The sequence below is a fragment of the Cobetia sp. 29-18-1 genome (assembly GCF_029846405.1).
Classification (GTDB): domain Bacteria; phylum Pseudomonadota; class Gammaproteobacteria; order Pseudomonadales; family Halomonadaceae; genus Cobetia; species Cobetia amphilecti.
This window is the reverse complement of the sequence record NZ_JARWKS010000014.1, coordinates 103,142-117,327: the sequence shown is the minus strand read 5'-3', so window position 1 is coordinate 117,327 and position 14,186 is coordinate 103,142. Positions and strand designations below refer to the sequence as shown.

The following is a 14,186-nucleotide window of genomic DNA, read 5'->3' as shown; positions in this document are numbered from 1 at the left end:
GTGCATCGAGCGTTTTGAGTTCCCAAAGTGTCAACCTATTTCAGGACTAGACAATCTGGAGCGGGTGAAGGGAATCGAACCCTCGTCTTAAGCTTGGGAAGCTTCTGCTCTACCATTGAGCTACACCCGCAGGGCGGTGCATTGCGCACGCCAGAACTGCATTGTACTCAACGACTTAGCGCGGTCAAGCAACATCTGATGGAGCGGTTGCCGCAGGCGGCGTCGTACTGGCGATGTTGGTGGCCAAGCCGTTGATTGCATTCAGTATTCAAGCGCCGGTGATAATTCTCAGGCTGCGCAGCTATCGAGTTGTGCCAGCAGCACGCCACGGCGGGCGTCACTCATGCCGAGGCCTTCGCCGCGCTGCGGGAAGGCGGCGTCTATGGCATTGCGGCACAGGGTGAGCCACTGCGCCTCGCTGAGATTCAGCGCTTGCTGCACGGCGATGAAATTGTCGAGCATGCCGCCGCCGAAATAGGCCGGGTCATCCGAATTGAGGGTGATATTGAGGCCCGCCTCGATCAGCTTCGGCAGCGGGTGGTCTTCCATGCGCTCCACCACCTTGAGCGCGACATTGGACAGCGGACACACCGTCAGCGGGATACGCCGCTCGGCCAGCTGCGCGACCAGGGCGGCGTCTTCCAGACAGCGCACACCGTGGTCGATACGCTCCACCCCCAGCACCTCTAGCGCCGTGCGGATGTACTCTGCCGGGCCTTCCTCACCAGCGTGAGCGACACGATGCCAGCCGCGCTCCCCCGCAAGCGTGAAGACCTCGGTGAACTTCTCCGGCGGATTGCCGATCTCGGCGCTGTCCAGGCCGACACCCACGAAGCGTGACTCGAAGGGAATCAGCGCGTCGAACAGCTCGCGCGCAGACGCCGCGGAATGACAGCGCAGGAAGCTCGGCACCAGCGCCGAGGTGATATCGAATTCCTTCACCGCCTCACGACAGGCGCGCTCCAGCCCCGCGAACTGGGTTTCCAGACTCACGCCACGCGCCAGATGCGCCTGCGGATCGAAGAACAGCTCCAGATGCTTGACGCCATCGGCGCTCGCACGGCGGAAGTAGTCCTGCGCCAGGCGGTAGAAGTGCGACTCGTCATTCAAGACGCCCATGCCCTGGTAATAGAGCGCGAGGAAGGCAGGCAGATCCGCGAAGTCATAGGCCGCCTCGACCTCCCCTAGGGTGGCGTAGGGCAATGTGATGCCCTGCTCCGCCGCCAGCTCGAACATCAAGGCCGGCGTCAGCGAGCCTTCGATGTGCAGGTGCAGCTCCACCTTGGGCAGGCGGGCGAGAAAGTCGTGCATGCGCGGGGTAAGGGTCATGGCCCGTCTCCTCAATGAAAGGCGGCGGCTGGAAGATCGCGGAGCGCTCACCACAGCCTGGTGGCGCAATTCTAGCAATCCCGAGACCACCTTGAGGAGAGACGGCGCGGGAAATGCGATTTCTCTACGCGATGCCCGCCTGCCGTGCCTTTTCGCGACTCGCCGAAATAGGCTATTTTCGTTCATTCGCACTCTCGCAAGCTCACGACACAAGCTCACCACAACAGTCATGAGCGTGCGACAGCCAGCAACGTCCAGCTCCATGCCGCGCTGACTGACATAACCATAACGATCGACGCTGAACACCAAGGACACGATAGCCATGCACACCACATCCCCTGCCCGCCATCCCTTCTCACGCAGAAAGCATTCTCGACAGCGCACTGGCGCCCTGCCCGCTGCCCTGCTGCTCAGCCTTGGCCTGCTGGTGCCCTTGAGCGCCAACGCCGCCCAAGAGCAGCAGAACGAACAGACCGACTTCGCCCCGCAGGGCAAGACGGAGTGCATCGCGCCCGCCAAGCCCGGCGGTGGTTGGGATTTCACCTGTCGCAGCGTAGCCCGCCTGCTGGATGAGCAGAACCTCATCCCTGCCGGCATGCAGACCCTCAACGTGCCCGGCGCCAGCGGTGGCGTCGCCTTCGCGCATGTGAAGTCCAAGCGCCACGCCGATGAGCAGGTCATCGTCGCCGCTTCGAGCGCGACCACCACCCGTCTGGGCCAGCATGCTTATCAGGACGGCAAGGTCGACGACGTACGCTGGCTGATGACCCTCGGCGCCGACTACGGCGTGATTGCCGTGGCCGAGGACTCGCCCTATCAATCGCTGAACGAGCTGCTGGCCGCCATGCAGGCAGACCCCAAGGCGGTGCGCTTCGCCGGTGGCGATGTCGCGGGCGGCTTCGATCACCTCAAGGTGCTGATGGCGGCGCGTGAGGCGAGCATCGACAACCTGCGCGCCCTGCCGTACCTCGCCTACGACTCAGGCTCCGTCGCCATCACCCAGGTGATGGGCGGCCACTTGGAAGCCTTCACCGGCGACATGACCGAGGCCCGCGGCTTCGTCGAATCCGGCCACCTGCGCCTGCTGGCAGTGTTCAGTGAAGAGCGTCTGCCCGGCCAGTACAGCGACATTCCCACCGCACGTGAGCAAGGTATCGATGTGGTCGCCCCCAACTGGCGCGGCTTCTACCTGCCGGGTGGCGCATCGGATGCCGCCTTCAACTGGTGGGAGCAGACCCTCAACCGCATGGCCGAGACGCCCGAGTGGCAGCAGGTGATGCAGGACAACGGCCTGATGCCGTTCCACAAGTCCGGCAAGGCGTTGGATCGCTTCATCACCCAGCAGGTCAGCGATGTCGAGCAGATGTCGCAGGAGCTGGGCCTGCAGTGATCAACTGAAGCCCTGAGGTACTGGCTCCCTGAGACCCTTGAGCCCTGAGCGCCGCGCTCGCCCGGCAAACGCTCAAGGCTGCGAAAGCAAGACGCCACCCCGTCATTCGGGGTGGCGTCTTTTTTACTGGCTGGTTTGTCCCAGCGTTTTCAGGGCATGGAGGGCCAGGGCCCCTTGGGCGGCTGATGTTCGGAGTCGAATTGATAGGGCGATTGCGGGTCGCTCTCTTCGTGCGGCTCAGAATCTCTCTCTGACTCTGTCTGTGACCGAGGCTCTTTGTCCGATGCCGGCGCTGCTTCTGTCTCAGTTGTCAGCTCCGCTCCCGGCAACAGCTCGGACAACCGCTCCGTCTCGAACGCGATTTCCGTGTCAGCATCAGCCTCGAGCAGCGGCTCTGCCACGTACTCGTGGTCCGGCTCCACCAGTTCCGCCTCCTCCAGCGGCGCGACGTTGGCCTCGAACGCCTCATCCAGCGCCTCTTCCAATGCCTCCTCGAAGGCTTCTTCCAGTGCGACCTCGAAGGCCTCTTCCTGCGCCGCTGCCTCGGCGGCCTCGGCGGCCAACTGCTCATCCTCGGCGTGTTCATGTGCCCACTCGACCGCCACCTCGACCGCCATCGGTGACGCCGTCGGCAGGATGTTGAGGTAACTGTCGGTCTCCTCGAACGGCACCATCTCGCGCTGGGTGATCTGATAGAGCGCATACAGCGAGATGGCCACGAAGGTGGTCGCCAGCACCAGCCAGAAGGCGTAGGGGTCCATCACCTCCATCGCGCCACCTGCCGCCAGCGGCCCGACGATGGCGCCCAGCCCGAAGGCGAACACCAGCCCGCCGGAGGCGCCCGGCATCTCCTCGGCCGACAGCGAGTCATTGGTGAAGGCCAGCAGCAGCGCGTAAAGCGGTGTGGTCACGCCCCCGGCAAAGAAAGCCGAGGCGATCAACGGCCACAGCGCATCACCCGCCATCCAGCCGAACAGACACGAGCCTGCCCCGGCGGCGGACAGGCCGCAGATGAGCACGCGGCGGTCCATGCGGTCCGACAGCCAGCCGATCGGGGTCTGCAACACCAGCGCGCCGGCGAACAGCATGGCGATGAACAGAGCGATATGTGAGCCCGACAGGCCCACCTGGGTGCCGAAGACCGCGCCCATCCCCGACTGGGTCGCATAGACACTGCCGAGCAAGAAGATGCCGATGGCGCCCAGCGGTGACGCCTTGAACAGTTTCGCGAACGACATGGCCCGCGACACCTCGACCACCGGGGCCACGGCCGCCGACAGCAGAATCGGCCCGAAGGAGATCGACACCAGGATGGAGGCACAGATGAACAGCACCGAGGTCGCGGCATCGCCCAGCGTCAGCAGGCCCTGCGCGCCGATGATGCCCAGTGTCTGCGCCATCATGTAGGCCGACAGCACCTTGCCGCGCGTCTCGTTGCTGGCAGCCGCATTCAGCCAGCTTTCCGCCGTGACATAGATGCCCGACATGCAGAAGCCGATCAGCAGGCGCAGCAGCGTCCAGGCCCAGGGTTCGGTCAGCAGTGGCAAGGCGATCAAGGCCGCCGAGATGAAGCTGCCCAGCGCCGCGAACACCCGCACATGCCCGACCCGCTGGATCAGCACCGGCGTATAGCGCGCACCGGAGAGAAAGCCCACGAAGTAGCCCGAGGTGACGATCGCCAGCTCCGCCGAGGAGAAGCCCTCGATGCCGCCACGCAGACCGATCAGCGTGAAGTGCATGCCATTGCCGAGCATGATCAGCACGATACCCAGCAACAACGCCCACACACTGCCCAACACCTTGGCCATGAGTCTTCTCCCCTCCCCTGTCCCCTTGCACGATTGACGCTGGCACCTGGTCAGCACGCAGTCTGGCCACCGGCTACACGCTAGACCAAAGCCCAAGGACCACGCTTCTGCTGCAACGCCGCATAACGTTTCAAACACGACAAGCCAGCCAGGGCACCCGTGAACGCACAGCTCACGCAGGCGGCGCAAGCGCCCCGCTCGGGCCTGCTGGGAGAGGTGCGAGGGAGGCATGCAAGAGCAGCGAGAGAGCAGCGATAGAGAAGCGAGAGAAAAACAAGAGAGGAGTGAGAGAGGAACAAGAGAAAAGCAAGAGAGAAGCAAGAGAGAAGCAAGAGAGCGTCGGAAACCGCCAGATTCCGACACGACACCCAGCCGGATCATTCACAAAAATGCACCGCAAAGGTGCGCAAATATGCCTTTCGACCAAGGTCGGTGCGACGAATGGGTATCTTGCGAGCCATCGGGCGGCAGTCTAATTTCACCATACAGAATAAAGTTCCGCCTTACAGAATTGTAAGGTTGCTGTCAGGTTCGCGGCTGCAGGGCGAGTTTCTCGCTCAGCCGCTGCCAGCGCCTGACCCACGACATGTGCCGCTACCACAATCCAATAACACCAGAGGTCGCCATGACACGTCATATGACACTCAAACTCCTGACAGCCGCGGTGGTCACCGCCATGTCCGCCCAGGCCTTCGCCTTCGAACCGAAAGGCAAGGTTGACTGCATCGCTCCGGCTGATCCGGGCGGCGGCTGGGATTTCACCTGCCGCAGCGTCGGCAAGATCCTGTCTGAGCTCGATTTCGTGCCGGGCAACGTGCAGACCATCAACATGGCCGGTGCCGGTGGCGGCGTCGCCTTCGCGCATACCGTCTCCAAGCGTGCCGGTGACGAGCAGCTGCTGGTGGCCGCCTCCACCGCGACCACCACCCGCCTGGCACAGGGCCAGTTCCCGGGCATGAATCAGGACCAGGTCGAGTGGATCGGCGCACTGGGCGCGGACTACGGCGCCATCGCCGTCTCCAAGGATTCGCCGTACAACACCCTGAGCGAGGTAATGGACGCGCTGAAGAAAGACCCGAAATCCGTCAAGTTCGCCGGCGGCAGTGCCGCAGGTGGCTGGGATCACCTCAAGGTGCTGATCGCTGCCCAGGCAGCCGATGTCGAGAACCTGCCCAAGGTCTCCTACCTGTCCTACAACAACGGCGGCGAAGCCATCACCCAGGTCGTCGGCGGCCACGTGCAGGCCTTCACCGGTGATATCTCCGAGATTCAGGGCTTCATGGAATCCGGCGACCTGAAAGTGCTGGCCGTGCTCTCCGAAGAGCGCCTGCCGGGCAAGCTGGCTGAGGTGCCGACCGCTCGCGAACAGGGCATCGATGCCGTCGCCCCCAACTGGCGCGGCTTCTACATCCCGGCCGGTGTCAGCGACGATGCCGAGCAGTACTGGACCACCACGCTGGACAGCGTCTATGAAAGCGAAGAATGGAAAGACGTGATGACCAAGAGCGGCCTGATGCCGTTCCACAAATCGGGTGCCGAGTTTGATGCCTTCGTGAAGGCACAGATCCAGGACATCCAGACCCTTTCCAAGGACATTGGGCTGATTCGCTGATGAATGACCGCATCTTTGGTCTGCTGATGCTCACCCTGGCCGTCGCGTACGGCTGGGGTGCCCAGCAGTTCCCGGAACCCTTCGGCGGGGCCGAGTCCATCGGGCCCGAAACCTTCCCCACGGTACTCTCGATCGTGCTGGCGCTGAGCAGCCTGTATCTGATCGTGCGCCCCGACCCGGACCAGCAATGGCCGTGGAGCCGCACCGGCGCCGAGATGGTGCTGGCCATCGTCATCCTGTGCCTGTACACCGCACTGCTTGAGCCACTGGGCTTCATCGTCACGACCACCGCTGCGGTCGGCACCCTGTGCTGGCGCATGGGCTCCAAGCCGGTTCGCGCTTACGTGACAGGCCTGCTCGGCGGCATCGTCGTCTTCGCCCTGTTCAACTTCGTGCTTGAGCTACCACTGCCGCTGGGCATCCTGGAGGTGGCGTAATGGAAAGTCTTGGCTTCTTGATGCAGGGCTTCGGCATCGCCCTGCAGCCAGAGAATCTGATGTTCGCCGTGCTGGGGGCCTTCCTGGGCACCCTGATCGGCGCACTGCCGGGCCTGGGCCCGGCCAACGGTGTGGCCATCCTGATTCCGCTGGCCTTCACCCTGGGCCTGAGCCCGGAAACCTCGCTGATCCTGCTGACCTCGGTCTACGCCGGTGCCATGTACGGCGGGCGCATCTCCTCGATCCTGCTCAACATCCCGGGCGATGAGCCGGCGATGATGACCTGCCTCGATGGCTATCCGATGGCCCAGAAAGGCAAGGCCGCCGAAGCGATGGCCATCTCGGCGATCGCCTCCTTCATCGGCAGCCTGATCGCCACCATCGGCCTGATCGTGATGGCGCCGTGGCTGGCCAGCTTCGCGCTGACCTTCGGCCCGGCGGAATACTTCGCACTGTTCGTACTGGCCTTCGCTACCCTGGGCGGCATCACCGGCAAGAATCCGGTCAAGACGCTGATGGCCGCCGCCATCGGCCTGATGATCGCCACCGTCGGCATCGATGGTTCCACCGGCACCCAGCGCTACACCTTCGATGTGCTGGAGCTGTTCGAGGGCATCGACTTCATCATCGCCATCGTCGGTCTGTTCGCCATCTCGGAGCTGCTGTTCTTCATCGAACAGCACGCCGGTGAAGGCAAGCCGATGATCGCCATGAACAAGATGACCCTGAAGCTGAAGGACATCGTCGCCATCCTGCCGACCTCCTTCCGCGGCGGTGTGCTGGGCTTCATCTCCGGCGTGTTGCCGGGTGCCGGTGCGTCGCTGGGCAGCTTCATCAGCTACACGCTGGAGAAGAAGATCCTCGGCAAGAAAGGCAACTTCGGTGAAGGTGATCCGCGCGGCGTGGCCGCCCCGGAAGCCGGCAACAACGGTGCCGCCTCTGGTGCCCTGGTGCCGATGCTGACGCTGGGCGTGCCGGGTTCCGGTACCACCGCGGTGCTGCTGGCGATGCTGATCTCGCTCAACATCACCCCCGGCCCGCTGATGTTCACCCAGCACGGCGACATCGTGTGGGGCGTGATCGCGGCGCTGCTGATCGGTAACGTCATCCTGCTGCTGATGAACATCCCGATGGTCGGCATCTTCGTCAAGCTGCTGTCCGTGCCGCCCAAGTACCTGCTGCCGGTGGTGACCATGGTCGCCTTCGTGGGCATCTACTCCATCAGCCACTCGACCTTCGACCTGTACTTCATGGTCGCCTTCGGGGTCGCCGGCTACTTCCTGCGCAAGCTGGATATCCCGCTGGTGCCGGTCATTCTCGGCATGCTGCTGGGGCCGGAGATGGAGAAGAACCTGCGTCACGCCATGCAGCTGTCTGACGGCGACTGGACCATCCTGATCGGCAGCCCGCTGGCCGTGACCCTCTGGTGCATCGCCATCGCCGGTCTGCTGCTGCCGGTGATCGTCGGCCCCATCCTGCGTCGCCGCATGAGCGCCGCCAAGGCCGCCACCGACGCCTGATCCTGGCCAGGGTCCGCGCCTCTCATGAGGTGACACGCCCTGAACGACAACGCCCTGAATGACAGCGCTCTGAAATGACATCGCCCCCGCCGGTCTTGCCGGCGGGGGCGATGTCATTTCAGCACTTCAAGACTCCGGTCACTGGTGAGCGCGCTTCAGTCGCCCTGCTGCCACTGCGCGAGCAGGCGGTGGGCCTGGGCAGGCGTCAGGCGCGCCGTCGGGCCACTGAGCACGATGACTTCCGCCGGTGCCAGCCCCCCGTCGTGATGCTGGGCGACGCTGACCGCCAGCGCCGCCACCGACAGGCCGGCCGCCTCACCGGTCTCGATCTCGCCACTGTCGACACACTGCTGCAGCAAGGCGGACAGCGCCTCATCGACCAGCTCGCCCTCCTCCAGCTGATGACGCAGCGGCCACTGGCTGACATGCGCGTACTGGCACATCGCCTGACGCGGGCGTGTCACGCCCTCCACCGGGCGCGCCTCGGCCAGCGGGCCGTGCTCGACCAGCATCAGGCTGGCCGTCTCGCCACTGGCGGCATTCAGCGCCGCCAACCAGCCGCGCAGCTGAGCCTCGCGGGCCGGCAGCGCCGGCGCCAGCTGGGCAAAACGCCCCAGCGCCGCGCCGATGGAGTAGATGCCGTGGCTGTCACGCGCCACATAGCCGAAGTGCTCAAGCGAGCCCATCAGCCGCAGAATCGTGCTCTTGTAGAAACCACTGGCCTGCGCCAGCTCATTGAGCGTCAGGCGAGGGGTCGCGGGGGTAAAGGCTTCCAGCAGCGTCAAGGCACGCTCGACCGCTTCCACACGTTGATTGGCCATGCGGCGGGACTCCCACGGCAGGTGAAGAACGAGGCTGACAGGCAACGTGCGCCATGCCGTCTCAATGGACTTGAATCATGCCATAACGTTCTGACAGACAGAACATGACGCGCCTGCCGCACTGACGATACTGGCCGTGCAGCGTGATAGAATGGTGAGCTACCACACTATTTCCGGTTACGTCCGCACAAGGTTCGCTCATGTCCATCTTCATCATCACCTTCGTGGTCTGCCTGATCGTCACCGTCGGCACCGTGGCCATGCTGATGATGTCGCGTACGCCGCGCTTTCGCACCGACTACAGCGACATCGCCCGCGTGCTGGACCAGGCGATCAGCGGCGAGATCAACGAGAACGAGTGGCACAGCGTGATCGGCTACCCGATTCGCCATGATGAGTATCTGGAAAGTCTGCGGCGCCGCTGCCAGGGCATCTTCGACAACCATGCCCGGCCGTGGCAGCTGGCCCAGGGCGGTGCGCTGTTCTCGCGCGCCGGTCGTGAAGAGCTCAACGTGCTGCTGGGCCATCTGCGTGCCCGCACCGGTGTCGCGGAGACTCGCGCCTGATGGCCGCCAGCGAGATGCGCCTGATCCCGCTCTCCAACCTGCGTGAGCACCACGATCACAGCTACCACCAGCTGGTGATCGGCCTTGATGGTCTGGCCGAGTTCGAGATCGAGGGCCAGGGCGGCGAGATTCGCCCGCTGACCGGCTGCATCGTGCCGGCCGATCATGTCCACTACTACGCGGGCATCGGCGAGAATCGCCAGCTGATTCTCGACCTGCCCGATGATGCGCCCTACCTGACCGGCCATCATCGCGAGCTCAAGCGTCTGTTCGAGCGCCCACGCTTCTTCACGCTGGACACCCGCCTGCGCGGCTATCTCGAATTCATGCTCGCGGAAGTCAACGACTACCAGCAGGCGCCGGGCGACCTGCTCGCCGCCACCTTCCTCGCCTGCCTCAACACGCGCATCGAAGAGCCGATGAGCGCGCTGAGCACCAGTGGCCGTCAGCTGGATCTGGTCGCGCTCAACCGCTTCATCGACGCCAATCTCGGCCAGCGCCTCAGCGTGGCGGATCTTGCCCGCCAGTCGCATCTCTCCGAGCAGCATTTCAGCGAGCGCTTCCGCGTCCTGACCGGCCTCTCGCCCTATCAGTATCTGCTGCGCCGTCGGCTGGAAGAGGCACGCCAGCTGCTGGGCACCAGCGAGCTTTCCCTGTCCCAGATCGCGGATCGCTGCGGCTTTGCCAACCAGAGCGCCCTGTCCCACGCCTTCCGCAAGCATCTCGGCTTCCCGCCTTCGGCACTGCGCAAGTCCTGATCGAGCCGGCAGGAGCCGATGAGGCGTGCGTGTCAGATCCGCCCGTGTGCCTGGCACGCCGCTCTTCAATTCGCCCCTCAAGCCTCTACCACCTTGGTATAACAAGATCGCATCATTTCGCTGCACAGCCTTCGACAAAGGTCGGAGAAGCGTGTCACTTTTCTGACATGCCCGTGAATTTGACATGTGCAGCCGAGAAATTGGAAAGACCCGCCCCCCTGCGCCACCCTACATTCTCAGTCATACATCCAGACGTGCCGCTGTCGCGCTTTCTGATGCGTTCTGCATCACTCCCGGCGCTGTGACTCGGCAATCCCATTCGGCGCTTCGACGCCCAGCAGCAAGGGGTTCGCACCATGACCACCTCCACTTCCTCCGATCAGTCCAGTGCAGTGAATGCCGCGATCGCCTCAGCCACGTCCACAGCCGCCCAGTCATCGACAAACGACAAGCAAGGGGTGCTCAAGGGCAATGTGCTCAAGGACAACATCCTGCGCAGTGACCAGATGCTGGCCGCCAGCACCTGGCAGCAGTCTCCGGAGGCGCTGTTCGCGCGCTTAAGCGACCACTACCTGGTCGATGAAAGCGCCTACGTCAGCGAGCTGGTCGGGCTGCTGAACGCCGAAGACAAGGATGCCAAGCGCATCGGCGACAAGACGGCCGAGCTGGTTCGCGAGATCCGCACCATGGACACCGCCGTCGATTCCATCGACGAGCTGCTGCAGCAGTACAGCCTCGACACCCAGGAAGGCGTGCTGCTGATGTGCCTGGCCGAGGCGCTGCTGCGCATTCCGGACAAGGAAACCGCCGATGCGCTGATCGAGGACAAGCTCGGCGTGGCCGACTGGAAGTCCCACCTGGGCCAGAGCGAGTCCTGGTTCGTCAACGCCTCCACCTGGGGCCTTCTGATGACCGGCAACGTCATCAAGATGGATCTGCCCAAGGGTGACGGCAAGCCGGCCACCTTCATCAACCGCATGGTCAATCGTCTCGGCGAGCCGGTCATCCGCCGCGCCATGTACCAGGCGATGAAGGTGATGGGCAAGCAGTTCGTGCTGGGCCGCGACATCAAGGAAGCGCTCAAGCGCTCCCAGCCGCTGTTCGACAAGGGCTACACCTATTCCTACGACATGCTGGGTGAAGCGGCCTGTACCCGCGACGACGCCAAGGGCTACTTCGACGACTACGCGCGTGCCATCCGCACCGTCGGCGAAACCTCGCGCAAGCTGAAGGAAGGCACCCCGTCGCCGTCCGTGTCCATCAAGCTGTCCGCCCTGCATCCGCGCTATGAATTCGGCCGTCGTGAGCAGGTGCTGGAAGAGCTGGTGGCAAGCGTGCGTGAACTGGCCGGCATCGCCCGCGAGCTGAACGTCGCCATCACCATCGATGCCGAGGAAGTCGATCGCCTCGAGATCTCGCTGGAAGTGTTCCGCGCCGTCTACGAGAGCGACACTTGCCGCGGCTGGGGCAAGTTCGGCCTCGTCGTGCAGGCCTACTCGACGCGTGCCCTGCCGACCCTGCAGTACCTGAACCGCATCGCCGACCTGCAAGGCGACGAGATCCCGCTGCGTCTGGTCAAGGGCGCCTACTGGGACAGCGAGATCAAGGAATCCCAGGAGCTGGGTGTCGAAGGCTATCCGGTGTTCACCCGCAAGGCCTCCACCGACGTCAGCTACCTGGTCTGCGTGCGCTTCCTGCTGTCCGAGAACACTCGCGGACGCATCTACCCGCAGTTCGCCACCCACAATGCCCACACCATCAGCACCATTCTGGATGTGGCCAACGCCGGCGAGACACGTCAGTTCGAATTCCAGCGTCTGCACGGCATGGGCGAAGCCTTGTATGAAGCCGCGCTCAAGCGTGCCCCCAAGGGGACCTGGTGCCGTATCTATGCGCCGGTCGGCGCGCACAAGGACCTGCTCCCGTACCTGGTGCGTCGTCTGCTGGAGAACGGGGCCAACTCCTCGTTCGTTCACCAGCTGGTCGACCCGCGCGTGCCGGTCGAGAGCCTGTGCACCCACCCGGTGGTCACGCTCAATCAGTACAAGACCTACCACAACCCACGCATCGCGCTGCCGCCGAATATCTATGGCGCAGACCGCCTGAATTCACGGGGCATCAATCTGAACATCAATAGCCAGTACCAGCCGCTGATCGACGAGATGGCCACGCACATGGACACCACCTACGACGTGCGTCCGCAGCTGGCCTTCGATGTCGAGGTCAATGCCGAGCGTCGTCAGGCCGTCACCTGCCCGTTCGACCGTCGTGACACCCTGGGCCACGTGCAGTGGACCAGCGCCGAGGAAGCCTCCAAGGCCATCGACGCCGCCTGGGCTGCCTTCCCGCGCTGGGAGCAGACACCGGTCGAGGAACGCGCCGCGATTCTCGAGCGCTTCGGTGACCTGATGGAAACCCACACCGCCGAGCTGATGACCCTGTGCTCCCGCGAGGGTGGCAAGCTGCTCACCGACGGCATCGCCGAGATCCGTGAAGCGGTCGACTTCTGCCGCTACTACGCCAACCGTGCGCGTGCCGACTTCGCCGAGCCGACCGAGCTGCAGGGCCCGACCGGCGAGCACAACCAGATCATGCTCGGCGGCAAGGGCGTCTTCGCCTGCATCAGCCCGTGGAACTTCCCGGTCGCGATCTTCTGCGGCCAGATGGTCGCCGCCGCCGTCACCGGCAACACCGTGGTCGCCAAGCCCGCCGAGCAGACCTCGCTGGTCGCTCACCGCGTGGTCGAGCTGCTGCGCGAAGCCGGCATGCCGCACGATGTCGTCCAGCTGCTGCCGGGCGATGGCCCGACCGTGGGTAGCGTGCTGTCCAGCGACCCGCGCATCACTGGCGTGTGCTTCACCGGCTCCACCCAGACCGCGCAGATCATCAACCGCTCGCTGGCCGCGCGTGAGAACGCTCCGCTGCCGACGCTGATCGCCGAGACCGGTGGCCTCAACGCCATGATCGTCGACTCCACCGCCCTGCCGGAGCAGGTCGTCAATGACGTGGTGCAGTCCGCCTTCCAGAGTGCCGGTCAGCGCTGTTCCGCCCTGCGTGTGCTCTACGTGCAGGAAGACGTCGCCGAGCGCGTCATCGGCCTGCTCAAGGGCGCGATGGACGAGCTGAAGATCGGTGACCCGCGCGATCTGGGCACCGACGTCGGCCCGGTCATCGACGAGGAAGCGCGTGCCGGTCTGCTCAAGCACATCGAGGAATATCGCAGCCAGGGCCGCGTGATCGCCGAAGCCGCCGTCGACAAGACCATCACCGAGCACGGCACCTTCGTTGCGCCGGTCGCCCTGCGCATCGATGGCATCGATAGCCTGGAAAGCGAGCAGTTCGGTCCGGTACTGCACATCGCGACCTGGAAAGGCGGCGAAGTGGACAAGGTCATCGATACCATCAATGGCCTCGGCTACGGCCTGACCTTCGGTGTGCATTCGCGAAACGAAAGTTTTGCTAATGCCGTTGCACAGAAAATTCGTGTTGGTAATGTCTACGTCAACAGGAATATCATCGGTGCTGTGGTAGGTGTACAGCCGTTTGGTGGTCAGGGCTTCTCTGGTACTGGCCCGAAAGCCGGCGGCCCGCACTACCTGCACCGCTTCGCTACCGAGAAGACCCGTACCGTCAACACCACGGCTCTCGGCGGCAACGCGTCTCTTCTCGCCATGGGCGACGAATGACCGACGCTGCCTGCTCTCGCGGCAGCAGCAGAGGTCATGCCTGGCGGAAGACTGCATGCTGGACGTGCATGAGGTAGCCAGGTGACAGGGCATCAGGACGATGCCCAGTGGATGACGGCGAGCACGCCAGGCCGTCATCTGCCCCGGACACCGACAGGGACGCCCACGGACATGAATCGCCAGCGACTGGCCCCTCATGCTCGTGCCCTGCGGTGTCCGTTGCCGTTTCCCCTTTTGACTCGACGGCAATATGCGGGGA

10 protein-coding genes and 1 tRNA gene are annotated in these 14,186 nt (G+C 64.1%); 7 read left to right on the top strand and 4 right to left on the bottom strand.

Features of this window, described 5'->3' with window-relative positions; genetic code table 11:
- Positions 1-56: 56 nt before the first annotated feature.
- Together QD208_RS12135 and QD208_RS12130 are read right to left on the bottom strand one after the other, a co-directional pair.
- Positions 57-130: transfer RNA gene (locus tag QD208_RS12135), tRNA-Gly, on the bottom strand.
- Positions 131-288: 158 nt separating this feature from the next.
- Complete coding sequence (locus QD208_RS12130) at positions 289-1,329, bottom strand: adenosine deaminase (protein WP_347881998.1); 1,041 nt, start codon at positions 1,327-1,329, stop codon at positions 289-291.
- A 322-nt stretch (positions 1,330-1,651) separates the two neighbouring features.
- Between QD208_RS12130 and QD208_RS12125 the strand changes: the two genes are divergently transcribed.
- Positions 1,652-2,719, top strand: coding sequence for a tripartite tricarboxylate transporter substrate-binding protein (locus tag QD208_RS12125; protein WP_279836949.1), 1,068 nt, complete (start codon positions 1,652-1,654; stop codon positions 2,717-2,719).
- Between the two features lie 149 nt (positions 2,720-2,868).
- On the opposite strand, the gene QD208_RS12120 is transcribed toward QD208_RS12125, so the two are convergent.
- Positions 2,869-4,527, bottom strand: a complete 1,659-nt coding sequence (locus QD208_RS12120) for an MFS transporter (RefSeq protein ID WP_279836948.1) — start codon at positions 4,525-4,527, stop codon at positions 2,869-2,871.
- 637 nt (positions 4,528-5,164) lie between these two features.
- Between QD208_RS12120 and QD208_RS12115 the strand changes: the two genes are divergently transcribed.
- From QD208_RS12115 to QD208_RS12105, 3 genes are read left to right on the top strand one after another with little or no spacing between them, the layout of a single operon-like run.
- Positions 5,165-6,139, top strand: a complete 975-nt coding sequence (locus QD208_RS12115) for a tripartite tricarboxylate transporter substrate-binding protein (RefSeq protein WP_240548726.1) — start codon at positions 5,165-5,167, stop codon at positions 6,137-6,139.
- Positions 6,139-6,576, top strand: a complete 438-nt coding sequence (locus tag QD208_RS12110) for a tripartite tricarboxylate transporter TctB family protein (RefSeq protein ID WP_043335453.1) — start codon at positions 6,139-6,141, stop codon at positions 6,574-6,576. The genes QD208_RS12115 and QD208_RS12110 overlap by 1 nt, the downstream gene beginning before the upstream one ends.
- The gene (locus QD208_RS12105) at positions 6,576-8,096 is read left to right on the top strand and encodes a tripartite tricarboxylate transporter permease (RefSeq protein ID WP_043335451.1); all 1,521 of its coding nucleotides are present in this window, start codon (positions 6,576-6,578) and stop codon (positions 8,094-8,096) included. Before QD208_RS12110 ends, QD208_RS12105 begins: the two co-directional genes overlap by 1 nt.
- A 155-nt stretch (positions 8,097-8,251) precedes the next feature.
- Here QD208_RS12105 and QD208_RS12100 read toward each other — a convergent pair whose 3' ends face one another.
- Positions 8,252-8,917: a helix-turn-helix domain-containing protein gene (locus tag QD208_RS12100; RefSeq protein WP_279836947.1), complete on the bottom strand. Its 666-nt coding sequence runs from the start codon at positions 8,915-8,917 to the stop codon at positions 8,252-8,254.
- Between the two features lie 200 nt (positions 8,918-9,117).
- Between QD208_RS12100 and QD208_RS12095 the strand changes: the two genes are divergently transcribed.
- The 3 genes from QD208_RS12095 to putA all read left to right on the top strand — a co-directional run bounded on the left by QD208_RS12095 (position 9,118) and on the right by putA (position 13,927).
- Positions 9,118-9,483: a hypothetical protein gene (locus QD208_RS12095; RefSeq protein ID WP_043335450.1), complete on the top strand. Its 366-nt coding sequence runs from the start codon at positions 9,118-9,120 to the stop codon at positions 9,481-9,483.
- Complete coding sequence (locus QD208_RS12090) at positions 9,483-10,241, top strand: AraC family transcriptional regulator (protein WP_054556785.1); 759 nt, start codon at positions 9,483-9,485, stop codon at positions 10,239-10,241. Before QD208_RS12095 ends, QD208_RS12090 begins: the two co-directional genes overlap by 1 nt.
- Before the next feature lie 506 nt (positions 10,242-10,747).
- Complete coding sequence (gene putA / locus QD208_RS12085) at positions 10,748-13,927, top strand: bifunctional proline dehydrogenase/L-glutamate gamma-semialdehyde dehydrogenase PutA (RefSeq protein WP_225348112.1); 3,180 nt, start codon at positions 10,748-10,750, stop codon at positions 13,925-13,927.
- Positions 13,928-14,186 lie beyond the last annotated feature (259 nt).